The organism is Paenibacillus sp. TAF43_2, assembly GCF_052113545.1.
Lineage (GTDB): Bacteria > Bacillota > Bacilli > Paenibacillales > Paenibacillaceae > Pristimantibacillus.
This window is the reverse complement of sequence record NZ_JBFRDK010000007.1, coordinates 22,448-44,545: the sequence shown is the minus strand read 5'-3', so window position 1 is coordinate 44,545 and position 22,098 is coordinate 22,448. Positions and strand designations below refer to the sequence as shown.

21 protein-coding genes and 1 other annotated feature are annotated in these 22,098 nt (G+C 44.4%); of the genes, 19 read left to right on the top strand and 2 right to left on the bottom strand.

Going from position 1 to position 22,098, the window contains the following annotated elements; genetic code table 11:
* The first annotated feature begins 103 nt into the window (after positions 1–103).
* On the top strand, positions 104–871 hold the full coding sequence (gene trmB, locus AB4Z17_RS03005; RefSeq protein ID WP_076268016.1) for a tRNA (guanosine(46)-N7)-methyltransferase TrmB: 768 nt from the start codon (positions 104–106) through the stop codon (positions 869–871).
* Here the strand turns inward: trmB and AB4Z17_RS03000 are convergent.
* Positions 868–1,440, bottom strand: coding sequence for a phosphatase PAP2 family protein (locus AB4Z17_RS03000; protein ID WP_441958054.1), 573 nt, complete (start codon positions 1,438–1,440; stop codon positions 868–870). The genes trmB and AB4Z17_RS03000 overlap by 4 nt on opposite strands.
* A gap of 707 nt (positions 1,441–2,147) precedes the next feature.
* On the opposite strand from AB4Z17_RS03000, the gene AB4Z17_RS02995 reads away from it, so the two are divergent.
* The 5 genes from AB4Z17_RS02995 to AB4Z17_RS02975 all read left to right on the top strand — a co-directional run bounded on the left by AB4Z17_RS02995 (position 2,148) and on the right by AB4Z17_RS02975 (position 5,385).
* Positions 2,148–3,386, top strand: a complete 1,239-nt coding sequence (locus AB4Z17_RS02995) for a glycosyltransferase family 2 protein (protein WP_441958052.1) — start codon at positions 2,148–2,150, stop codon at positions 3,384–3,386.
* Between the two features lie 66 nt (positions 3,387–3,452).
* Positions 3,453–3,610 (top strand) — a sequence feature (ribosomal protein L20 leader region).
* Positions 3,611–3,666: 56 nt separating this feature from the next.
* Complete coding sequence (gene infC, locus AB4Z17_RS02990) at positions 3,667–4,164, top strand: translation initiation factor IF-3 (protein ID WP_144376751.1); 498 nt, start codon at positions 3,667–3,669, stop codon at positions 4,162–4,164.
* A gap of 34 nt (positions 4,165–4,198) precedes the next feature.
* Positions 4,199–4,396, top strand: a complete 198-nt coding sequence (gene rpmI, locus AB4Z17_RS02985) for a 50S ribosomal protein L35 (protein WP_076268012.1) — start codon at positions 4,199–4,201, stop codon at positions 4,394–4,396.
* Between the two features lie 50 nt (positions 4,397–4,446).
* Positions 4,447–4,806, top strand: coding sequence for a 50S ribosomal protein L20 (gene rplT, locus AB4Z17_RS02980; RefSeq protein ID WP_054028358.1), 360 nt, complete (start codon positions 4,447–4,449; stop codon positions 4,804–4,806).
* A 186-nt stretch (positions 4,807–4,992) separates the two neighbouring features.
* Complete coding sequence (locus AB4Z17_RS02975) at positions 4,993–5,385, top strand: hypothetical protein (protein ID WP_441908808.1); 393 nt, start codon at positions 4,993–4,995, stop codon at positions 5,383–5,385.
* A 14-nt stretch (positions 5,386–5,399) separates the two neighbouring features.
* Here AB4Z17_RS02975 and AB4Z17_RS02970 read toward each other — a convergent pair whose 3' ends face one another.
* The gene (locus tag AB4Z17_RS02970) at positions 5,400–5,900 is read right to left on the bottom strand and encodes a GNAT family N-acetyltransferase (RefSeq protein WP_083681944.1); all 501 of its coding nucleotides are present in this window, start codon (positions 5,898–5,900) and stop codon (positions 5,400–5,402) included.
* A 514-nt stretch (positions 5,901–6,414) separates the two neighbouring features.
* Between AB4Z17_RS02970 and ilvB the strand changes: the two genes are divergently transcribed.
* The 13 genes from ilvB to AB4Z17_RS02905 all read left to right on the top strand — a co-directional run bounded on the left by ilvB (position 6,415) and on the right by AB4Z17_RS02905 (position 21,954).
* Positions 6,415–8,160, top strand: a complete 1,746-nt coding sequence (gene ilvB, locus AB4Z17_RS02965) for a biosynthetic-type acetolactate synthase large subunit (protein ID WP_076268010.1) — start codon at positions 6,415–6,417, stop codon at positions 8,158–8,160.
* Positions 8,157–8,642 (top strand): acetolactate synthase small subunit, encoded by a 486-nt coding sequence (gene ilvN, locus AB4Z17_RS02960; protein WP_076268009.1) that lies wholly within the window; start codon positions 8,157–8,159, stop codon positions 8,640–8,642. The genes ilvB and ilvN overlap by 4 nt, the downstream gene beginning before the upstream one ends.
* A 123-nt stretch (positions 8,643–8,765) precedes the next feature.
* Complete coding sequence (gene ilvC / locus AB4Z17_RS02955) at positions 8,766–9,758, top strand: ketol-acid reductoisomerase (RefSeq protein WP_076268008.1); 993 nt, start codon at positions 8,766–8,768, stop codon at positions 9,756–9,758.
* A gap of 120 nt (positions 9,759–9,878) precedes the next feature.
* A complete protein-coding gene (locus AB4Z17_RS02950) occupies positions 9,879–11,423 on the top strand; it encodes a 2-isopropylmalate synthase (RefSeq protein ID WP_076268007.1) in 1,545 nt (514 codons plus the stop codon).
* 365 nt (positions 11,424–11,788) lie between these two features.
* Entirely contained in the window at positions 11,789–12,868 is a 1,080-nt protein-coding gene (gene leuB / locus AB4Z17_RS02945) for a 3-isopropylmalate dehydrogenase (RefSeq protein ID WP_339207563.1), read from the top strand.
* 144 nt (positions 12,869–13,012) lie between these two features.
* Positions 13,013–13,561, top strand: a complete 549-nt coding sequence (locus tag AB4Z17_RS02940) for a peroxiredoxin (protein ID WP_076268005.1) — start codon at positions 13,013–13,015, stop codon at positions 13,559–13,561.
* Between the two features lie 314 nt (positions 13,562–13,875).
* Positions 13,876–14,292, top strand: a complete 417-nt coding sequence (locus AB4Z17_RS02935; protein WP_441958050.1) for a hypothetical protein — start codon at positions 13,876–13,878, stop codon at positions 14,290–14,292.
* Between the two features lie 222 nt (positions 14,293–14,514).
* Positions 14,515–15,339, top strand: a complete 825-nt coding sequence (sigI, locus tag AB4Z17_RS02930; protein WP_441958048.1) for an RNA polymerase sigma factor SigI — start codon at positions 14,515–14,517, stop codon at positions 15,337–15,339.
* The gene (locus tag AB4Z17_RS02925; RefSeq protein WP_441958046.1) at positions 15,336–16,649 is read left to right on the top strand and encodes an anti-sigma factor domain-containing protein; all 1,314 of its coding nucleotides are present in this window, start codon (positions 15,336–15,338) and stop codon (positions 16,647–16,649) included. The genes sigI and AB4Z17_RS02925 overlap by 4 nt, the downstream gene beginning before the upstream one ends.
* Positions 16,650–16,847: 198 nt before the next feature.
* On the top strand, positions 16,848–18,218 hold the full coding sequence (locus tag AB4Z17_RS02920) for an ATP-binding protein (protein WP_441908812.1): 1,371 nt from the start codon (positions 16,848–16,850) through the stop codon (positions 18,216–18,218).
* 232 nt (positions 18,219–18,450) lie between these two features.
* Positions 18,451–19,974 carry a leucyl aminopeptidase gene (locus AB4Z17_RS02915; RefSeq protein ID WP_441958044.1) on the top strand — a complete coding sequence of 508 codons (1,524 nt, stop codon included), beginning with the start codon at positions 18,451–18,453 and terminating at the stop codon, positions 19,972–19,974.
* A gap of 92 nt (positions 19,975–20,066) precedes the next feature.
* Positions 20,067–20,774: a DNA alkylation repair protein gene (locus AB4Z17_RS02910; RefSeq protein WP_441958043.1), complete on the top strand. Its 708-nt coding sequence runs from the start codon at positions 20,067–20,069 to the stop codon at positions 20,772–20,774.
* 175 nt (positions 20,775–20,949) lie between these two features.
* Positions 20,950–21,954, top strand: a complete 1,005-nt coding sequence (locus AB4Z17_RS02905) for an acetylxylan esterase (RefSeq protein ID WP_441908817.1) — start codon at positions 20,950–20,952, stop codon at positions 21,952–21,954.
* Positions 21,955–22,098: the final 144 nt, after the last annotated feature.

Genomic DNA, 22,098 nt, shown 5'->3' with positions numbered 1-22,098 from the left:
CTGCGGCTTTTTTCTATCCTCTTTACATTGCTCAAATTCTTGGGCACAATAAGGACTAGTCTATTCGTTGCATCGTCTACGATAAATGGAGGAATCACTGCATATGCGTTTAAGAGGAAGAAAAGGTATTCGTGAAAGTTTAGAGGGTCAGCCGGAGCTAGTCGTGCTAGATGCTGCGCCGCACAAAGGCAAGTGGCGTGAGTTTTTTGGCAACGACCAGCCTATATATGTAGAGCTTGGCATGGGCAAGGGTCGTTTTATAAGTCAAATGAGTGCTCGCTACCCGCACATCAATTTTATTGGTGTCGACATGTATGATGAGCTTCTTCGCCGCGCAAGCGAGAAGGCACGTATCGTATGGGAACAAAAAGGGGAGTCTCATCCGCCCAATCTTGCGCTGCTTCGCGCTAATATTGAAGGAATCGAGACGATGTTTGCTCCGGGTGAGCTTGAACGCGTCCATCTGAATTTTAGCGATCCTTGGCCAAAGGCTAAGCATGCGCGCAGAAGACTAACGCATCCAAGACTTGTTGCCAAGTATATTGAACTGCTTAACGAGCGCGGCGAGATCCATTTTAAGACGGATTCACAATCTCTGTTTGAGTTTTCATTGAACAGCTTCGCGGAAATGGAGCTTATCATGCGCAATATTTCGCTTCATTTACACAAAGAAGGCCCTCGAGAGGACCTTGTGTTTACGGAATATGAGATGAAGTTTATGGAAAAAGGACAAAATATTTATCGTGTTGAAGCCGTTATCGGCTCCGAGGCTATTCGGAAGCATCGTGAAGCGAAGCATGAGAAGTCGCTTAAAGAGGAAGCTGAGGCATCAGAATCCGTATCGAATGATTCGGATGATGAGGATAATTAATTTAGTCCTACTGCAGACGATACCCAGGAATAATTGACTGCCAAAGCTGTTATCGTTCCGATCAGTGCGCCAGCTGCAACATCAGATGGGTAATGCAGCCCTAGATACATTCTTGACCATCCAACGGATAGTCCAATTATTAACGCAAGCGGCACCAGCAGAGTCATCCATATCCCGCTAGTCAGCAATATAGGGACTAGCCATGCGAAGATCGCTGTTGTGTGTCCGGATGGAAATGAAGAATCGACAAGCGGCTTATGACATGTATTTACATCAGGCAGCGCTTGATAAGGTCGAAGCCGTTTGAATTTACGCTTTACAATTGCTACTGGCAAATGGCTTATGACGACCGCAGTCAAGCATTGCCACCCAGTAAGGCTCCAAGGAGCAGGTGCAAGTAGTGCATATAGAAGGGCGGTTGCGAGCGTAAAGGTTGCGCCGCCCATATGTGTGRCCGTGCTTAACCATTTCCCCAGAATTCGATGTCTTTTTCTCCCTGAAGGTCTCCGGTTTGCCCAAATCAATAATCTTTGCTCACTCGTTTTCAGCCAGCCTATCATTCGTTCCATCGCTGTCATCCTCCTAACGGTGGCTTACTTCTATAACATTTATCAATTCCAGACTTAATTTTAGCATGTTTTTGTTCGCTGAGCGTAAACTATTTCTTGTCCCTATATTAAGGATAAGTAAGTATTATAGCACTAACTTGCTTTCCATGGGTGCTGCCTGATGAGAATGCGCTGTCATGCGTCTATCGGTATCCTGTTTTCGCTCCAAATACAGGGAATAAATATTGATTTCAAATTACTGTTTAATAATGTGCATTTGATGGTAAAACTGTAATGGACAAATTCCACGCGGTTGTGACAGGGTCTGTCGAAACCGCAAAAGATGTCGGAACGGAACTTTCTCGTTCACTTGTTCGTCACATAGACCTATTTCGATTTAAGAAACATTTTCACACATTTTAACGTAAATAAGGACGTTAGTGCTAAAAACTTAGCAATTGGTTGAAAATAAGGCTGAGTCGTCGTAAAAGGAGGTAATGTATTCATCCGTGTGCAATGCAAGCGTTTTTCTGCCGAGATTAAGCGCAATGAAGACTAATTCAACTTTTGACAAAGAAGTTGTTTCTGTGGAGAATCAATTAAGGTCCGAGAGTGTTTGCAGAGAAACACTCATACAAAGAGAAAATATATAATAAAAAGCTTACGGCAGCCACGGGTGGATGCTGAAAAAAAAGCAAAAAAAATGGGGTCTAAAGGGGTAATGCCGCATGTTCAATACGATTATGTTTGTGGTTCAAATTCTATTTGCGTTGCTAGGTGTGTATCAGCTGTTTTTAACGTTTTTCGGATGGYGGCGTAAAAAAGAAGATCTTTCTCATGCACCGAAAAAAACATTCGCACTGCTGATAGCAGCTCATAACGAAGAGCAGGTTGTTGGCGCACTGATTGAAAACTTGCAAAAAATGAAATATCCACGGGAGCTTTATGATATTTTTGTAATTTGCGATAATTGCACCGATGGTACAGTCGATGTTGTAAATAGTTATGATGGAGTATATGCATGTGTTCGTGAAAATCCAAATCAACGCGGCAAGGGCTTTGCAGTTGAGTGGATGCTTAAAGAGTTGTGGGCTATGCCAAAGAGCTACGACGGCGTAGCGATCTTTGATGCCGATAACCTTGTAGCGACTGATTTCTTGCAGTACATGAACAATGATTTGAGCAATGGATTCCGAGTTATTCAAGGTTATCTGGATACAAAAAATCCAAATGATTCTTGGGTCAGCTCAGCAAATGCAATCAACTACTGGTTCTGCAACCGGCTTTGGCAGCTTCCGCGTACAAATCTTGGCCTTGCCAACTTTCTAGGTGGAACAGGCATGTGCTTTGATTCAAAGCTGCTTCAGGAAATGGGCTGGGGAGCTACAAGCTTGGTTGAAGATTTAGAATTTACAGTCCGCTGCATTAAACGCGGAATTTATCCGAAGTTCAACTTTGAGGCAAAGGTGTTCGACGAGAAGCCGATTACGTTCCAAGCATCAGCTCGCCAAAGGCTTCGCTGGATGCAAGGACACTTTGATGTTACTCGTAAACATATGCTTCCTCTGCTTTGGCAGGGAATCAAGGATCGCAGCATGACGAAGATTGATGCGGCCCTTTATGTGTTCAATGCTTATAATTATTTGGCTGGATTTTTTATTGCAGCGATCATTTGGGGAGACATCCTTCTGTCAGGCGGAGATAACGTCACCTCCGTGTACAACCTGCTTCCAATTTGGCTAAGCATTCCGTACATGGCATATATTTTTGTGCAAATACCTTTATCCATGTATATGGCTAAAGTTTCGTGGAAGCTATATTTGCGGATTCCGACCTTTCTATTGTTCACCTTGTCATGGTGGCCGATAACGGTGCATGCATTCTTCACGCAAAACAACAAAAAGTGGAGTCATACCCAGCATACACGCGTCATCCGTCTTGAAGAAGTTCAAAGCAAACAAGTGTAATCGCTTGTTGACAAGGCTTTGTAGGCCATGGTATAGTAACACGGTAACATTTACAACTAACTTAATACGCACAAGCAGAAGCACCCGCTTCTCACCTTTCGGCTCAGGCTGGCTGGTTCGCGATAATCGATTAGTCATTCCATCATTTCAACTGAAGTGATGCTCTGACATACATGTACGGTTATGAGATGCGGGTTCGAGCGAACCCGCATTTTTTTATTGCGTGGAGACATGAACAAACCATTTTTGGAGGTGGCACGTTATTAGCAGAGAACATCAAATCAATGATGAAATCCGGGCCAGAGAAGTGCGTTTAGTAGGCGCTGAAGGCGAGCAAATCGGTATTAAATCCATTCGCGATGCTATGCAGCTTGCTATCGAGCTGAATTTGGACCTGGTGAACGTCGCACCGACGGCTAAACCGCCGGTATGCCGCATCATGGACTACGGAAAATTCCGTTATGAGCAGCAGAAGAAAGAAAAAGAAGCACGCAAAAACCAAAAGATCGTTGATCTTAAAGAAGTTTGGTTCCGTGCTAACATTGATGAAAATGACTACCAAACGAAGTTTCGTAACGTTGTTAAGTTTCTCAATGAAGGCGATAAAGTGAAAGCATCCGTAAGATTCCGCGGTCGTGAGATTGCTCATGCATCTCTAGGCCAAAAGATATTGGATCGTCTTTCAAAAGAGGTTGCCGAATTATGCAGCGTTGAGCGCGCTCCTAAGCTGGAAGGCCGGAGCATGATTATGATTTTGGCACCCAAAACCAACAGCTAACAACTGATGAAGAACTTTAAGGAGGATAACTGATATGCCTAAGATGAAAACTCACAGCAGTCTGAAAGACCGCTTTAAAATTACTGGAACTGGTAAAGTAAAACGTTACAAAGCTTACCGTAACCACTTGCTTTCACACAAATCCGGTCGTCAAAAACGCGTACTTGCTGGCCAACCGCTTATGGCTGCTGGCGATGTTCGTCGTTTGAAACAAGGCCTTGCTAACTTGTAATAATAAGCTACACCAAATAAGCTAATTCAACCTACAGGAGGTTTCCACTCATGGCAAGAGTTAAAGGCGGTTTTGTCCGCACTCGTCGTCGCAAAAGAATTCTAAAGCTAGCTAAAGGTTATTTCGGTTCGAAACATCGTCTGTTTAAAACAGCGAAGGAGCAAGTTGGTAAGTCCCTAATGTACGCTTACCGTGACCGTCGCAACAAAAAACGTGACATCCGCAGACTGTGGATCGTTCGTATTAACGCGGCAGCTCGTATTAACGGACTTTCGTACAACAAATTCATGCACGGCTTGAAACTTGCGGGCGTAGAAGTAAACCGCAAAATCCTTGCTGACCTTGCAGTTAACGATATGACTTCGTTCAACTCGCTTGCTGGCATTGCAAAAGAAAAAATTAACGCTTAGGCGTTGACCGCATATAAGGGCTGTCCAAGTCATCTAATCGATGATTTTTGGACAGCCTTTTTTGCGTTTTTTTTTTTGCGAAGATGAACCAACATGCGCACATTTATTGGAGCAGAGGACAAATAAACAGACGGATGCCACCCTCCGCGAATATGCTGTAGGACAACGGGAAGGGAGGGATTTCGCATGCGTAACGTTTCCAAGCAGCAAGTACGGAAACTGGTCGGCAAATCCATTTATGCAGTACGTCCTGACGGCTCTGTCGTCACTGGCAAGCTCGTTCGGGTACACCAAAATAAACTGATCGTCGCTCCACTCGAAAAAGACAAAGGCAAGCTCGTGCAAACGAAAGCAATTTTGCCTCTCGTATTGTTTGACCTTCTTGCCATCGGCACGCTTCCTTTATGGGGTGGCGGCTTTGGTGGTGGTTATGGCGGTGGCTACGGCGGCGGCAACTGCTGCAACAACAATTTTAACCAATACGGCAATGGCAACTATGGTGGCTATGGTGGCAATGCTGGTTATAACGGCAATGCTGGCTATGGCGGTTATGGAAACCAGGGCTACAACGGTTTTTAATGGCAATTAAGTAATCATAGCGGGGTGAGCGGTTTAAGTAATTCGTAGCAGCGCAGCTCAGGATAGTATTGGACGGTATAGTAGCCAAGCTTACTATAGAGTTGATGTGCTTTACCATTAACCTGATCGACAAACAGCCTGGCAACTTTGCAATTCTGCGTTTTGCCGTAAGCTTCGCTATGAGCTATTAATTTTCTGCCCCATTGTCTATTCCGGTGATCAGGATGCGTGACCATCATATCTAAATAAAGCACCTCACCCATCACTTCAAAATGGATGAAGGAGACTGGAGGGCTTTTTTTAGATAAGGATGCTACAAAAGTAACGCCGCGACGGAAACGCTTAGGGAGCTCTCGAATCGTTTGCGCATCATGTTGGTGTACCGTATGAGATAAGGGAATAAGCTCATTGCGAATGAGGCGAACCACTTCGGCTTGATCATACCTAGGCTCATAAATACGAATCATGCTCATCATTCCATTTCTACCGCGCCAAATGGATCTGGGACGCAGCATGAATTTGCCGCATTAGGGCTAAACTAGTATATGTAGCGCGCTAAAGGATTGCGCCGAATACATTTTACAACAAGAGTTGTTTATGGTTCTTGACGAACTGAGATTCACGGCATATAATAAGGAAAGTCTTATCTACCACGTACTGGTATTCGTACCATGTGGTAAATACAAAATCAGCATTGATGAGGACGAAGTGCTTAGGGCCCTTTTGAACAGAGAGCGGATGGATTAGCTGCAACCATCGCCAAAATCCCTTTTCTACGAGCTCACCTCGGAGCTGTTTCCTTGAAAAGCAACCATGTGTTGCCTATTAGGGGGAATCGCAGGGCAAGCGTTACAGTGCCATTGGTAGAACGTATATGCATGACGTTCTTACTTGTAGAGGTTATACATCGGGAGATGTGTAACGAATTTGGGTGGTACCACGGAAGATATACCTTTCGTCCCTCGTTGCTTCGTATTGGAGCATGAGGAACGAGAGGTTTTTTTGTTTTTTCTGAGAGGAGGATGACTGATGATAACGCAAGGTGCAACACTGAAGTCAAAAGAGGAAATGAAGGAAAGAATTTCGAAACCTGAGGTTATTTCTGGTTCGGAAATTTTGCTAAGAAGTCTATTGCTTGAGGGTGTAGATTGTGTGTTCGGCTATCCAGGTGGAGCAGTGTTGTACATTTATGACGCGATGCACGGAAACCCCGATTTCAATCATTTATTAACACGGCACGAGCAAGGCGCGATTCACGCAGCAGACGGTTACGCCCGCGCAAGCGGCAAAGTAGGCGTATGTATCGCTACATCAGGTCCTGGTGCAACAAACCTCGTGACGGGAATTGCAACTGCATATATGGATTCCGTACCACTAGTTGTTATTACCGGTAATGTCATCTCCAGTCTGATTGGCAGCGATGCATTCCAAGAGGCAGACATTACGGGAATTACAATGCCAATCACTAAACACAGCTACTTGGTTCGCGACGTTGAGGATTTGCCTCGTATTATTCACGAAGCATTCCATATTGCCAACACGGGACGCAAAGGTCCAGTATTGATCGATATTCCGAAGGACATCTCAGCGGCTAAGACATTGTTCAAGCCAGTAACAGAAGTTAACATCCGTGGTTACAACCCGACAGTTACGCCTAACAAAAATCAAGTGGATAAGCTGATTAAGGCGATTGAGCAAGCGGAGCGCCCGCTTATACTAGCAGGCGGCGGAGTTGTTTACTCTGGCGGACATGAAGAGCTGTTCGAATTCGTTACTAAAACGCAAATACCAATTACAACAACATTGCTTGGTTTGGGAGCTTTCCCAAGCGGCAATGATTTATTCCTAGGCATGCCAGGCATGCATGGCACATATACGGCTAATAAATCGATTCAAAGCGCAGACTTGCTAATTAATATTGGCGCTCGCTTCGATGACCGCGTAACCGGCAAGCTTGCGGGCTTTGCTCCACTGGCGAAAATCGTACACATCGATATCGATCCAGCGGAAATCGGCAAAAACGTACCAACAGACATTCCGATTGTCGGTGATGTAAAGACTGTTCTTGAAATTGTGAATAAGCTTGCGAAACGTGCAGACAAAGCGGATGATTGGCGTGCGAAGCTCAAAGCTTCATGTGCGGAATATCCGTTCAGCTATACGGATTCTGATGTTGAGCTTAAGCCGCAGTGGGTTGTTGAGCTGATCCATGAGACAACGAATGGCGATGCGATTGTAACAACTGACGTTGGTCAACATCAAATGTGGGCTGCTCAGTATTACAAGTTCAACAAGCCTCGTTCATGGGTTACTTCCGGAGGGCTAGGCACAATGGGCTTCGGATTCCCTTCTGCTATCGGCGCTCAAATGGCGAATCCGGATCGCGTAGTCGTTTCCATTAATGGTGACGGCGGGATGCAAATGTGTGCGCAAGAGCTTGCAATTTGCGCAATTAACAACATTCCGGTTAAGGTAGTAATTATCAATAATCAGGTGCTTGGTATGGTAAGACAGTGGCAGGAGCTTATCTATGACAACCGCTACAGTCATATTGATCTCTCAGGCAGCCCAGACTTTGTGAAGCTGTCAGAAGCTTACGGAGTTAAAGGCTTCCGCGCAACGAACAAAGAAGAAGCGCGTGCTGCATGGGAAGAAGCATTACGCCATCCTGGTCCGGCTGTTGTTGAGTTCGTCGTTCGCAAAGAAGAGAACGTGTACCCAATGGTAGCGCAAGGAAGCACCATCGACGAAATGATCATGGGGGATGCGGAATGAAAAAACACACGATCGCAGTAATCGTTAACGATCAGCCCGGCGTTCTACAGCGCGTATCTGGTTTGTTCGGACGCCGCGGCTTCAACATTGAAAGCATAACGGTTGGTTCCAGCGAAGAAGCAGGCTTGTCGCGTATGGTCATCGTCACTTCTGGTGATGATCATACGCTCGAGCAAGTAACGAAGCAGCTTTATAAGCTGATTGACGTTATTAAGGTCATTGATCTTAGCTCAAATCCGATGGTTGGCCGCGAGCTTGCACTCATTAAAGTGAATGCAGAGCCAGCATCTCGTCCGGAAATTTTAGGTGTTGTTGAAACTTTCCGCGCAGCGGTTGTGGACATTGGCACTCATTCGCTTATGGTACAAGTAGTAGGTGACACTGAAAAAATCGATGCTATGGTTGAACTGCTTAAACCGTATGGCATTCGTGAACTGTCGCGCACAGGAGTAACAGCATTAAACAGAGGCAATTCCAAGTAAGAAGAGTTCATCATTCAACATCCCGCTTTGAGCGGGAGTTTAAGGGGAGAACCGCTGCTTAAGGGTCATTCTCTGCTTAAACACCCGCTCAAAAGGGTTAAACTAAAGGAGGCAATTATTAATATGGCAGTTACAATGTACTATGAAAAAGACGCTGATCAAGGCGTACTACAAGGTAAAACAATTGCAGTTATCGGTTACGGCAGCCAAGGTCACGCTCAAGCACAAAATCTTCGCGACAGCGGCTTGAAAGTTGTTATTGGTCTTCGTCCTGGTAAATCCGCAGACGTTGCCAAAAAAGATGGTTTCGAAGTACTTACAGTTGCTGAAGCAACTAAAGTGGCTGACGTTGTTCAAATTTTGCTTCCTGATGAAACACAAGCGAAAGTGTACAATGATGAAATCGCTCCTAACTTGAAAAAAGGCGCGGCTCTTATGTTCTCCCACGGCTTCAACATTCACTACGGACAAATCGTTCCGAACAAAGATACAGATGTATTCTTGGTAGCTCCAAAATCTCCTGGTCACATGGTTCGCCGTACGTACCAAGAAGGCTTTGGCGTTCCTGGACTAATCGCTATTGAACAAGATGCTACTGGCAATGCTAAAGCTATCGGTCTTGCATATGCTAAAGGTATCGGCTGTACTCGTGCAGGCGTTATCGAAACTTCTTTCAAAGAAGAAACAGAAACAGATTTGTTCGGTGAGCAAGCCGTTCTTTGCGGTGGTGCTACTGCACTAGTTAAAGCTGGTTTTGAAACGCTTGTTGAAGCTGGCTACGCTCCAGAAATGGCTTACTTCGAGTGCTTGCACGAGCTTAAATTGATCGTTGATATGATGTATGAAGGCGGAATGGCGTCCATGCGCGATTCTATCTCCAACACAGCTGAATACGGCGATTATGTAACTGGTCCTCGCATTGTTACTGAAGAAACGAAAAAAGAAATGAAACGTGTATTGGAAGATATCCAATCCGGTCGTTTTGCTCGTGACTTCATCTTGGAAAACCAATCGAACCGTGCAATGCTTACAGCTACTCGCCGTAATGAAGCTGCTCACCCGATTGAAAAAACAGGCGCACAGCTTCGTGAATTGATGCACTGGATCAAGAAGTAATAAAAGATAGAATGTAGGAAAATATCCCGGTTCGCCGGATCGTTTGACGATGAGCACGTAGTATCGCCATGTGGTCCGAGCGCACCGGGATCATTTTGTTCACGGAGGTGCATTGCACAAATGCGGAAAATATATGTTTTCGATACAACACTTCGTGATGGAGAGCAATCTCCTGGGGTTAACCTGAACACGAAGGAAAAGGTAGAGATTGCCCTTCAGCTTGAAAGGCTGGGAGTGGACCGCATGGAAGCTGGCTTCCCTGCTGCGTCTCCGGGAGACCTTGCTGCAGTTAATGCGGTAGCACGAGCAGTTAAAAATGCTACAGTTATCGGACTCTCACGCTCGCGTGAGCAGGATATCGATGCTGTTCGTGAAGCGCTTATCGGCGCACAGGATCCGTGCATTCACGTATTTCTTGCTACAAGTCCGATTCACCGCAAGCACAAGCTGCGGATGGAGAAGGAGCAGGTGCTTGAAACGGCAGAGCGTGCCATTCGGTATGCAAAGCAATATTTTGACAAAGTTGAATTCTCAGCAGAGGATGCAGGACGTACAGAGCTGGACTTTCTGTGTCAAGTCGTCGAGATGGCCATTAAAGCGGGAGCAACGGTCGTAAACATTCCGGACACGGTCGGTTATATGAATCCGCAAGAATTCGGGAACATCTTCAAGGTATTGAAGGAAAATGTTCCGAATATCGAAAAAATTCAGCTGAGCGCACATTGTCACAATGATCTCGGCATGGCGACTGCAAATTCGCTAGCAGCGATCTTGAATGGTGCAGATCAAGTTGAGGGTACGATCAATGGTATTGGGGAGCGCGCAGGTAACACAGCGATCGAAGAGATTGCAATGGCGCTTGCTACGCGTCCTGACTACTTCGGAGCTCAAACGACGCTGAACCTGAAAGAAATTGCCAAGACGAGCCGCCTTGTCAGCAAGCTGACGGGCATGGTCGTTCCAGGCAACAAAGCAATTGTTGGTGCCAACGCATTCGCGCATGAATCTGGTATTCATCAGGATGGCATGCTGAAAGAAAAAACGACGTATGAAATCATTTCACCAGATACGATCGGACTGAAGGAATCCAAGCTGGTGCTTGGCAAGCATTCAGGACGCCATGCGTTCCGTGAGAAGCTGATCGACCTAGGTTATGAGCTTGAGGACGAAGCGGTTAATGCAGCATTTGCTAAATTTAAAGATTTGGCAGATCGCAAGAAAACCGTAAGTGATGAGGATATTCTTGCTCTGCTAGAAGAGAAGCTCATTGATACGCCGGAAGTATTCAAATTAGAAATGATCCAAGTCAGTTATGGCAATCAATCTACGCCAAGCGCATCCGTTCGGATTCGTAAAGCGGAGGGTGAGGTCATAGATGAAGCGGCAATCGGCAACGGTTCCGTAGACGCCATCTATAACGCGATCGACAAGGTGACACAGGAAGTCGTGGAGCTTGAAGATTATTCGATCAAATCCGTATCGCAAGGCAAGGATGCGCAAGGTGAGGTTCATGTTGTACTAAAGCAGGATGATGTTTCTGCTCAAGGACGTGGACTTAGCACAGACATTCTTGAAGCTAGCGCGCGAGCATACATCGATGCACTTAATCGACTGATCGAGAAGCGCAAGACGCCAGGCCGCCGCGATAAGATGAGTCTAATCTAAATGAAAAGCAGTTCGCCAGAGTATAACCTTTGGGCGGACTGTTTTTTTTGTTCTTTGATAGATATAGCTTCAAAAAAGGGATAATCAATGACCCTATAGTTACAGCCTATAGAGTAAATAGATTTTATATCTTGGTAATCAACTCGTTTTTATGGTACAAATGATAATAGAATGAGAATGAATGTGTAGACTTGAACTTTTCAACAGGATTCGCCAAGCAAAAACGCTTTAGCGTCCTTTGGACGCTGAAATAGCTTTGACGGTGAAATATAAGCCCTTTATAAGCTAACAAACTTATAAATTCTTATATTTTTGAAAACGTTGAATGGACAAGTTTAACTCAAAACGAGGAGTGTTACATTATTATGTCAGAAGTTAAAAAAATTGCAGTTATTGCCGGCGACGGTATCGGCCCTGAGGTAGTTGGCGAAGCGCTTAAAGTGCTCAAAAAAACCGAGGAGCTTTACGGCTACAAATTCGAAACAGAACACGGTTTGTTCGGCGGTATTGCAATCGACGAAAAAGGCACACCATTGCCGCAAGAAACACTTGACCTTTGCAAAGGTGCAGACGCGGTATTGCTTGGCGCAGTAGGCGGACCAAAATGGGATAACAACTCCAAGGAGCTTCGTCCAGAAACAGGCTTGCTAGGCATTCGCAAAGCACTTGGCCTTTTCTCAAACATTCGTCCAGCTACCGTATTCGATTGCTTGAAAGAAGCTTCAACTTTGAAGCCAGAAGTGCTTGAAGGCACGGATCTCATCGTTGTTCGTGAATTGACTGGCGGTATTTACTTTGGCGAGAAATTCCGTCGTGAAGGCGCTGGCGGCGAAGAAGCGGTTGATACATGCGTATACAACGTGCAAGAAATCGAGCGCATCGTTCGTCAAGCATTCGATATCGCAATGACTCGCGGCAAACGTCTTGCTTCTGTTGATAAAGCAAACGTACTAGAAACATCCCGCCTATGGCGCGAAGTGGTAAACCGTATCGCTCCTGAATATCCAGAGGTAGAGCTAGAGCACGTGCTTGTTGACAACTGTGCAATGCAATTGCTTCGCCGTCCTTCGAGCTTTGATGTCATCGTAACAGAAAATATGTTCGGCGACATTCTTAGTGATGAAGCTGCAATGCTGACTGGATCAATCGGAATGCTCTCATCTGCATCGCTTGGAGAAGGCAGCTTCGGCTTGTATGAGCCGGTACACGGCTCAGCACCTGACATCGCGGGTCAAGGCATCTCCAACCCAATTGCAACAATCCTTTCCGTAGCGCTTATGTTCCGCCTTACATTTGGTTACCACGAAGCTGCTGCAGCAATTGAAGCAGCGGTGAAAGAAGTTCTTGATGCAGGCCACCGTACAGGTGATATTGCTGTTGATAAGAGCACAGCAATTGGCACAACAGAAATGGGCGATTTGATCGTAGCTGCTCTAAGAAAATAACATCTAGATTATAATTATTATAAATAAATATTAATTATAATATTGACTTGTTTATAAACTAGTGATACTATTTACTAGGTAAGTCACACAGACGAAGTGACATAAACAATAAAATTTATGGATAGGTCAAGGAGGTTTTCTATTATGGCAGAGCGTTTGGTAGGCCGTCAGGCCCCTGATTTTTCAATGGAAACAGCAACAGGTGACGGTAAAGATTTCGGTACAGCATCACTTGCAGATTATAAAGGAAAATGGTTGGTATTGTTCTTCTACCCACTAGATTTCACATTCGTATGTCCAACTGAAATTACTGCACTTAGCATGGCTGCAGCTGAATTCAAAAGCTTGAACACTGAAATTCTTGGTGTCAGCATTGATAGCAAACATAGTCACCGTGCATGGATCAACACGCCGGTTAACGATAATGGTCTAGGTCAACTTGAATTCCCTCTTGCTGCTGATATTACGAAAAGCGTAGCTCGTGACTACGGTGTATTGATTGAAGAAGAAGGTATCGCTCTACGCGGTCTATTCATCATCAATCCAGAAGGCGAAGTACAATATCAAGTTGTTAACCACAACAACGTTGGCCGCAGCGTAGACGAAACTCTTCGCGTATTGCAAGCTTTGCAATCCGGTGGTCTTTGCCCAATCAACTGGAAACCAGGTCAACAAACTTTGGTATCGAAATAATATATTTCGAATAGCAGTATTAACAAAACCCGTGCCATTTAATGGTACGGGTTTTGTTTTTGTCTACATAGGGATACGGATAATGTGAGGAGAAAGCAGGAATTTCGTCCATGCAGAGCGAATATGGTATACTTAGCAACAGATAATAAAAAATGATAGGTTTGTTAACGCAAACTTTAGTTGATGCTTACGAAGATAGGTTTACTACGTAAACCTAAGTTGATGCTTACGAAGATAATAGGTTTACTACGTAAACCTAAGTTGATGCTTACGAAGATAGGTTTACTACGTAAACCTTTGAGGAGGAGTCGTCAATGAGTTTTTGCTGTGGAGCTAGTATGATTGGAACAAAAGGTACACTTAAGCATATTCGGACGCATATTCACAATGTGCCCATTATGTTTTGTCCTGTCTGTCACCGTGTAGATATTCATTATCTAATCGAAAATGAATATGAGATACTATCCGAATATGCACATGGCGACGGTGCTGCTGAGGTTGATTTTCAGGAGTACGTAGAGCAAGAAGGCAAGGCGCTGCTTGAGAATTGTGTTAACCATGAGAATGAGGATCCAATGGATGTTGTCCACAGTCAAATCGATATGGCGCTTGATTTGCTAAGCTTTGCCAAGCAAATTGAGGATACGGAATGGCAGCTTGTTCTTAAGAAGCGTCTAGGGATGCTTAACAATAGAAGGAATAAGCTCCGTCAACGCCGTACTTCCGTTTAGTTTTTTAAACATGAATGGTGAGCCTCCTTCACGGGGGCTTTTCTTTATTTTGAAAATATATAAATGTATCATTTTGTAATTTTTTAAGTTCGTTTGTTTCTCAATCAACGGTTCTTTGGCGATATAAAGGGCACTAAACATGCTTTTAAATGTAAATTAAGATTTTCTCAGAATATACCCCCCGAAACCGGGCAGACAGAAACGAATCATACTAATAGTGAGGTGGAGCGGTTGTTACTTGTTTTGTTCAAACGCTTTCTGCGGAAGTCTGTTTCTGCCAAAGCAGCAGAGGATGAGCAGAAGCTCACTCCAGAACAATGGGTTGCTCAAATTCGTGAAGGTGACGAGCTGCTGCGTGAGCAGTTCATAGCAGACTATAAGCCTTATATAATAAAAGTTACAAGTCGATTTTGTAAACGGTATATCGATCCGAGTCGAGATGATGAATTCAGCATAGCGCTGCTGGCTTTTAATGAAGCCATCAATCAATTTTCCAGCAGTGCTGGAAAATCATTTCTCGGATTTGCTGAAACCGTCATTCGTCGTCGGCTTATTGACCATGTCCGGAAAGAACAGAGGCATTCTCAGGTTGTGCCTTACAGTATGTTCGACTCAGAGGATGAGGAGCAGCCTCAATATAATTCAGTCGAGACAAGACAAGCGATGAATGCATTTGAGATGAAGCGCACAGAGGACGAGAGAAGGCTTGAGATCACTGAGCTTAATCAAGAGCTTTTGCGATTTGGCATTTCCTTTGCAGAATTGGTAGACAATTCTCCCAAGCATACCGATTCAAGAAAGCTGTTGATTGGTATCGCGCAAACGCTCGTAAGTGAAACGGACTTATTAGATTCTTTAAGGCAAACGAATAAGTTGGCTGTAAAAGAGCTGACCGAAATGTGCGGCGTTTCCCGCAAAACGGTGGAAAGAAATCGAAAATATATTATTGCTATCGCACTAATCATTTCCGGGACATACCCTTACATGCATGATTATTTACATATATCCGATGAGCGCATCGTCGAGAATAAGGAGGCAAGCAAATGAAACGTGGAGTCGTTATGAGCATTCATAAGCAGTATGCAGTTGTGATGACGGCAGACGGTCAATTTTTGCAGGCCCCTATTCAGGGAACTACACAAATCGGAGAAGAAGTGACATTCGAAGAAGAGTTTAAGAAGCGCGTCATCCAGAGGTCGATTTATTGGTATGGGAGTGCTGCCGCTCTAATTTTGATTCTGTTTGTTCCACTTTTATTTTTCATGCAAAGAGACTCACAATCCGTAGTTGCTTACGTGAGCATGGATATTAATCCAAGCGTAGAGCTAGGCGTCGATGAAAACGAGAAAGTACGTGAGCTTCGCGCACTTAATGAAGATGGAGAAGTCATTATTAAAGGGCTCAAATACGCAGGTATTCATGTGGAAGAGGTTGCTGCTTCTATTTTGGAGAGGGCTAAAGGCTCACATTATCTGGATACGCCAAACAAGGATATTTTTATTACGAGTGTTTTATTAGACGACAATTTTGCGAGTAAAGGCGATTTTGAGAATATTTTGACGGGAAAAGTCGACGAGAAACTGAAAATGCTGCTCGCTCAGCTTGAGGCAGAAGCAGCAAGTGCTACAATTACAACGTTGTCGCTGCCTAATGAGGTGCGTGAGGAAGCAGCTATAAATGGTATTTCTTCAGGCAAGATGGCCGTATATTTAATGGCAAAGGATGAAGGCTATAGTATCGAATTGGAGCAATTGAAAAAGCAATCCATCGATCAGGCAACAGCGTCTATCGGCGGAGTGAAGACGATTGTAAGCAATGCGGGAGATACGAGCAAAGAAAAGCTCAAGAAGCTGGTAGCACTGGAGAAAGAGGATAAGGTTAAGCAGCAAAAGGAAGAAACAAAGCCAAAACCGAAACCGATTAAACCGACTGCGACTCCAACTGCAAACAAGCCTGTAAAAGTAGAAAAACCAAATAAGCCTGTCGTTAGCGGAGTAAATAAAGGCAACGCAACTAATAAGCCCAATAAAAACGGGACATGGGGCAACAAGCCGGTAATTACGCCAGGGAAACCAACGAAGCCAGTTCAGCCTACAATGCCGAGCGGCGGTAAAAACGATCATAACGATGACGACAAAAATAATAACAATCATAATCATGATCGAAATAATAATGATGATGACAATGATCGAGATCGCAATGATAGCAACAATAATCGCAATAATAACGTAAACAGTCATCAAGGCAATCAGGAAAATCATAATTGGAAAAATCGAGATGATGATAAAAAAAATAAGGAATGGAAGCACGATTGGGATCGATGGTATAAAGGTCGGGGGAGCAACAATAATGATTAGACTTCCGATATAAAAATGAACAAATAGCAGGAAATAAATGCTTTAGGCTAAAGTCCTAGATGACTTTCGGGCAGACTTTTTGCCTATTTAAGGTGCATAATTCGACAGGATTTCCGATTGACAGGGATTGTAAACTCGCCCTATGATTAGTAGTAACTGTAACCGTTATTTATAGATGCTGCCGGGGAGGAGTACAAGATGTTGGCCATTCGAAAGCGCTATTTCCCGGCGCTTGCCGAGTATATTCGGAGTGGTAAGGAAGTATCATTATTCCATGCTAACGAGCTTGGCAAGGAGCTTTACGGAATAAATCCTGAAGAAATTATTGCCGTACATGAGGAATGCATACAGTCTTTGGCTGCAAATGTTGACTCGGAGGAGGCTGTGCGATTATATAATCGTTCCTTTGTATTTTTAATGGAGATTATGGTTGCTTGCCGATTTCGTTTGCAGCCAGAGAGATCAACGGACCAAAAATTCACTGAAATGCGTGAGATGCTTTTCAGGTCCAACCGCTCCTTTGAACGAGTCAAAAATAAGTATGAAAATGTTTTGCAGCACATGGACAGTGGAATTGCTTTGTTTGATAGTGATGGAATTTTATCGTTTATTAATGTACAAATGGCCAAGCTGCTCGACATCCCTCGGAAAACATTAATTGGTTGTACGATAAAGGAAATATTAAGACATCGGCGGCTTACTAGCAGCACGAAGCGAACAGTTCTTAGACTCTACAAAGAAATGTTTCTCATGCATAGCAAGTATTATGAGTTCCAACACAAAGATGGTAAACATCTATTGGTAACGGTTACATACGGTGATCAGTTAGACGGTGATTTTTTAATTAGCGTGAAGGATGTTTCTGAATATAAGCAAATTGAGCAGACGGCATTGCAAAACGACAAGCTTGCCATGCTCGGGAAAATTGCTGCTGCAATTGCACATGAAATTCGTAATCCGTTGACAAGCATTCGCGGCTTTATTCAGCTATTGCGGCCATATTTACTGGAAGTGGGCAAAGAAGAATACGCTCGTATTATTTTAACGGAAATCGACCGGGCAAATGATATCATTTATGAATTTCTAAATTCGTCCAAGCCATCAGCACCAATGAAACAATTGGTGTCTATCGATCATTTAATAAAAGAGGTTGTGCTTCTGACAGAAAGTGAAGCTTTGATGCGGAATTGCGAAATTAAAGCGGAGTGTTATTGCTCAGAGCATCTCGTCTCGATTGATGTTAAACAAGTGAAGCAGGTTATTTTGAACATTATTAAAAATTCACTCGATGCGATTGAAGAAGTTCAGAGTGAGCGTAGAGGCCTTATTGATATTATTACACGTGGAAATGGACAATTTGCCGAAATTATTATTAAGGATAATGGAAAAGGCATGGACAAAGCAACGATGAGCAGATTGTTTGACCCCTTCTTTACGACGAAGCAGTCGGGTACAGGGTTAGGCTTATCGGTAAGCTACAGAATTGTTCGCAATCATAACGGTACGATTAGAGTGGATAGTCAATTAGGGGTAGGGACTGAATTTATTCTGACTCTGCCATTAGCTTAATGTTCACTACAAAAAGGTTGGCTTGGCTGAATTGAATCGGATGCTCTCCCCCAATCGTGGGCGGGGAGTATTTTGCTTTTTCATATCATGTTAGCTAAGTGACAAGTCTGCAATTATAAACATGGCAAAGAGGAGAACGCTTAGGTATAATGAGTTTGAAAAAAGCGATTGAAACGATTCAAATGAAATGGATTCAGTTAAGTAAATCCATTTGGAGAGCGAGGAAATAATAATGAGTATTCAATTTACATACGGGGTTCGCGGTACAGAGCAAGCAAATGTAGATGCGGTTATTCGTTTTGTCAGTAAAAAAGAGTTGACGCAATCAGAAGCAGTTACCCCAATCGTACAGCCGCAAATCGATGAAGCGCTTAGAGGGCGTTATGCTAAAGGGTTGTTTAAAGCGGATTCGGAGCAAACGGAGATTATGCCGACGCTTGGATTGTATCCTGCGTCTCATATCGTGTTTGTTGGGCTTGATCAGGATGGCGGAGCTACGAGCCTGCGGCTTGCAGCAGCGGCTGCAGCCAAAGCATTGAAAAAATTATTGGCGGTAAATGTGCAAGTACTACTGTCTGATGCACTTGTTGAAGGGCCAGCTGCAAGCCTTGGAGTGGAGTCTACTGCACAAGCGCTGACTGAGGGCTTGCTGCTCGCGCTTCATGATCGACAGCCGTTGAAACGGGAGAAAGCGGAGCGATTTTCACTGAAAGAGGTTGCACTCGTACCACAGGGAGCAGCTGCATCCGCAGAGGAAGCGGCTTTATGGACACAAGGGATAACAAAAGGCAGATTGTATGTTGAAGGGGTCATTTTGGCGAGAGATCTTACGAATCTGCCTGGTAATGATCTTACGCCAGAACGGTTGGCGTATCATGCAGAGGAATTAGCGCGTGAGCTTGATTTGGAAATTGAAGTCATTGACGAATGGAGCGCGGCTGATCAGCGGATGGGCGGTCTATTAGGCGTTGGTCAAGGCAGCATAAATCCACCGCGTATGATCGTTATTCACTATAAAGGCAATCCAAATTCAGAAGAGGCATGGGGACTAATCGGAAAAGGAATTACATTTGATACGGGCGGTATTTCCTTGAAGAGAGCGGAGGGCATGCAGGATATGATTTCCGATATGGGCGGCGCAGCTGCTGTGCTGGGTGCTATTCGCGTCATTGGAGAGCTAAAACCAGCAATCAACGTCATCGCAGTCATTCCGACAGCTGAGAATATGCCTTCGGACCGAGCGATTAAACCTGGAGATGTGCTACGGATGATGAGCGGCCATACCGTTGAGATTGTGAATACCGATGCTGAAGGCAGATTAGTGCTGGCAGATGGACTTACGACCGCAATTACAAGGGGAGCAACGAAGCTGATTGATGTGGCAACTTTAACTGGTGCCGTATCCGTAGCCTTGGGTACGCACGCAACGGGCGCTATTACAAACAATGACGAGCTCTACAAACAGGTGCAGCTTGCGTCAGAGAGAGCTGGCGAACGAATCTGGCAGCTTCCTTCTTATCCGGAATATAAGCGCCAGATTAGAAGCGATGCGGCAGATTTGAAAAATAGCGGCGGAAGATATGCCGGTACGATAACCGGCGGATTGTTCATTGGACATTTTGCCGAAGGATTGCCGTGGGTGCATCTCGATATTGCCGGAACTGCATGGCTGGATTCGAGCAGAGGCTGGGAGCCTAAGGGAGCTACCGGCGTCATGGTTAGAACTTTAGTTGAATTGATTGTACATCAAGAATAAGCTTTGAGATGTGATGATTTGGAGGTTCGCCGCTAATGGCGTACCTCCTTTATTTGCGCAGTAATACGTAGACTAAAATGGAGGCCTGACATATGACCTATGAAGAGATAATGAAGGAATTAGAGCGGCTAGGCAATGAGCAAACGAAAATGACCTTTATTCGTCATGGAGCGATGGAGCCGCTCTTTGGTGTGAAAATCGGTGATTTGAAGAAGCTTGTTAAATATGTAAAAAAAGACGAAGAGCTAGCGCTAAAGCTGTTTGCGTCCAGTAATAGCGATGCGATGTATTTGGCGGGACTTTCAGTTAATCCAAAAACCATTGCTAAAGAGACGCTGCAGCAATGGGTCAAACAAGCTTATTGGTACATGGCAGCGGAATATACGGTAGCAGGTGTCGCAGCGGAAAGCCCTTTTGCCCATGAGCTGGCAGTAGAATGGATAGACTCCTCGGAAGAGATGGTGTCAACGTGCGGCTGGAGCACTTATGCGAATTACATTTCTATTACACCGGACGAGCAGCTGGATTTTAATGAAATTCGCTTTTTGTTAAATAGAATAAAGGAAACTATTCATACGGAGCAAAATCGTGTTCGTTATACGATGAACACCTTCGTTATGATTGTCGGTATTTATGTCTCGGAGCTGCGTGAAGAAGCAGAGGCCGTTGCAGCATTCATCGGCAAGGTGCATGTAGATGTCGGAAATACAGCATGCAAGGTCCCGTTAGCTAGTGATTATATCCAAAAAACAGTTTCTTTGGGCAAAGCAGGCGTTAAGAAAAAAACTTGTATCTGCTAACTGTGCTAACTGTTAATGCCCTATGGTAAATAATGAACAATTCATTTTCAAAAAAGGCTATTTTTGGTTTGGCTCAATGAGTTAAACTTGAGATAGCTTATTTTATTTATGCCTCAAAGAACAATTTCTTTGTGTGTCGGAACGAAAATACATAGTGGAATAGGGGTATACTTATATGCATGCAATAAATAGAAGGAAAAATGATTTATTAGCTTATCGGCCATCCGTAACGATGGATGTTGAAGAGTTAAATCAATACTGGGAAAATGTATTAAACAGCTATGCAGAGAGGCCGCTTGATGTGAGGAGACAAACGGTTGAAACGCCAATCACGACGGTGAGAACGGAGCGTTTAACTTATAAAGGCGGAGATGATACGCCTATTCACGGGTTGTACATCGTTCCTCAGCAAGGATTAAACGGTGCGAAGCTGCCTTGTGTCGTTATTTATCAGGGTTATACAGGCGACAAGGGACTACCAGAGCGTTATGCTGCATGGCTGCTGCTGGGTTATGCCGTATTTGCAGTTGATGCTAGAGGGCAAGGTGGCGAAACAGGCAACTTGTTAACCTCTGATGAAGGTTTCGTCAAAGGCTGGGTTTCACAGGGAATAACGAATACCGAGCGCAGCTACTACCAGGCGATTACAATGGATGCGGTTAGAGCAGTGGATACAGCTGCCCTACAGGATGAGGTGGATGAGTCGCGGATTGCGGTTGTTGGCGCTAGTCAAGGAGGCGGATTGTCATTGCTTGCTGCAGCGCTGAACTCCAAGGTAAGCGCGGTCGTTGCCGATATTCCGAACATGTGCCATATGGATTTTGGCCTAATGAATTCGACGAGCTCGCTTACGGAAATTGCGCAGTACATTAAAAGGTATCCTGATCGGCTCAACGCAGTGCTGTCTACGCTTGCTCATTTTGACCTGTTGAATTTGGCTGAACGCATTAAGGCGCCTGTGTTGATGTCGGTTGGCTGGAAAGATACCGTGTGTATGCCAGAGACCATCTACGCCGTATACAATCGGATACGATCGCTTAAGCAGCTAAATGATTATCCTTTTTCAGGTCATGAGGTAAGTGAATACCAGAACCGAGAATCGATTTTATTTTTACAGGAAGCGCTGAAAAACGGCCTAAAGCCTTCAATTGATGCAATCGAGCAGCAAGATCAGAATTAATGCTCAATTAGTTGTCCAAAAGAGACAATCAATGCTTCAAATGGATGATATCGATGCCAATATGGTTATGGATGGAGAGCGTACTATGTACTAGAATATATATGAGCTATAAAACGGTGTCCTTGACACATGTTCATTTTTCTT

Coding starts and splice junctions, on each gene's coding strand:
- AB4Z17_RS02970 (WP_083681944.1), bottom strand. CDS start 5,900: ATGCTGCGTCCCAGATCCATTTGGCGCGGTAGAAATGGAATGATGAGC.
- AB4Z17_RS02975 (WP_441908808.1), top strand. CDS start 4,993: ATGCGTAACGTTTCCAAGCAGCAAGTACGGAAACTGGTCGGCAAATCC.
- leuB (WP_339207563.1), top strand. CDS start 11,789: ATGTCAGAAGTTAAAAAAATTGCAGTTATTGCCGGCGACGGTATCGGC.
- AB4Z17_RS02905 (WP_441908817.1), top strand. CDS start 20,950: ATGCATGCAATAAATAGAAGGAAAAATGATTTATTAGCTTATCGGCCA.
- AB4Z17_RS02915 (WP_441958044.1), top strand. CDS start 18,451: ATGAGTATTCAATTTACATACGGGGTTCGCGGTACAGAGCAAGCAAAT.
- AB4Z17_RS02940 (WP_076268005.1), top strand. CDS start 13,013: ATGGCAGAGCGTTTGGTAGGCCGTCAGGCCCCTGATTTTTCAATGGAA.
- AB4Z17_RS02935 (WP_441958050.1), top strand. CDS start 13,876: ATGAGTTTTTGCTGTGGAGCTAGTATGATTGGAACAAAAGGTACACTT.
- rpmI (WP_076268012.1), top strand. CDS start 4,199: ATGCCTAAGATGAAAACTCACAGCAGTCTGAAAGACCGCTTTAAAATT.
- trmB (WP_076268016.1), top strand. CDS start 104: ATGCGTTTAAGAGGAAGAAAAGGTATTCGTGAAAGTTTAGAGGGTCAG.
- AB4Z17_RS02925 (WP_441958046.1), top strand. CDS start 15,336: ATGAAACGTGGAGTCGTTATGAGCATTCATAAGCAGTATGCAGTTGTG.
- ilvC (WP_076268008.1), top strand. CDS start 8,766: ATGGCAGTTACAATGTACTATGAAAAAGACGCTGATCAAGGCGTACTA.
- ilvB (WP_076268010.1), top strand. CDS start 6,415: ATGATAACGCAAGGTGCAACACTGAAGTCAAAAGAGGAAATGAAGGAA.
- ilvN (WP_076268009.1), top strand. CDS start 8,157: ATGAAAAAACACACGATCGCAGTAATCGTTAACGATCAGCCCGGCGTT.
- AB4Z17_RS02910 (WP_441958043.1), top strand. CDS start 20,067: ATGACCTATGAAGAGATAATGAAGGAATTAGAGCGGCTAGGCAATGAG.
- AB4Z17_RS02950 (WP_076268007.1), top strand. CDS start 9,879: ATGCGGAAAATATATGTTTTCGATACAACACTTCGTGATGGAGAGCAA.
- AB4Z17_RS02920 (WP_441908812.1), top strand. CDS start 16,848: ATGTTGGCCATTCGAAAGCGCTATTTCCCGGCGCTTGCCGAGTATATT.
- rplT (WP_054028358.1), top strand. CDS start 4,447: ATGGCAAGAGTTAAAGGCGGTTTTGTCCGCACTCGTCGTCGCAAAAGA.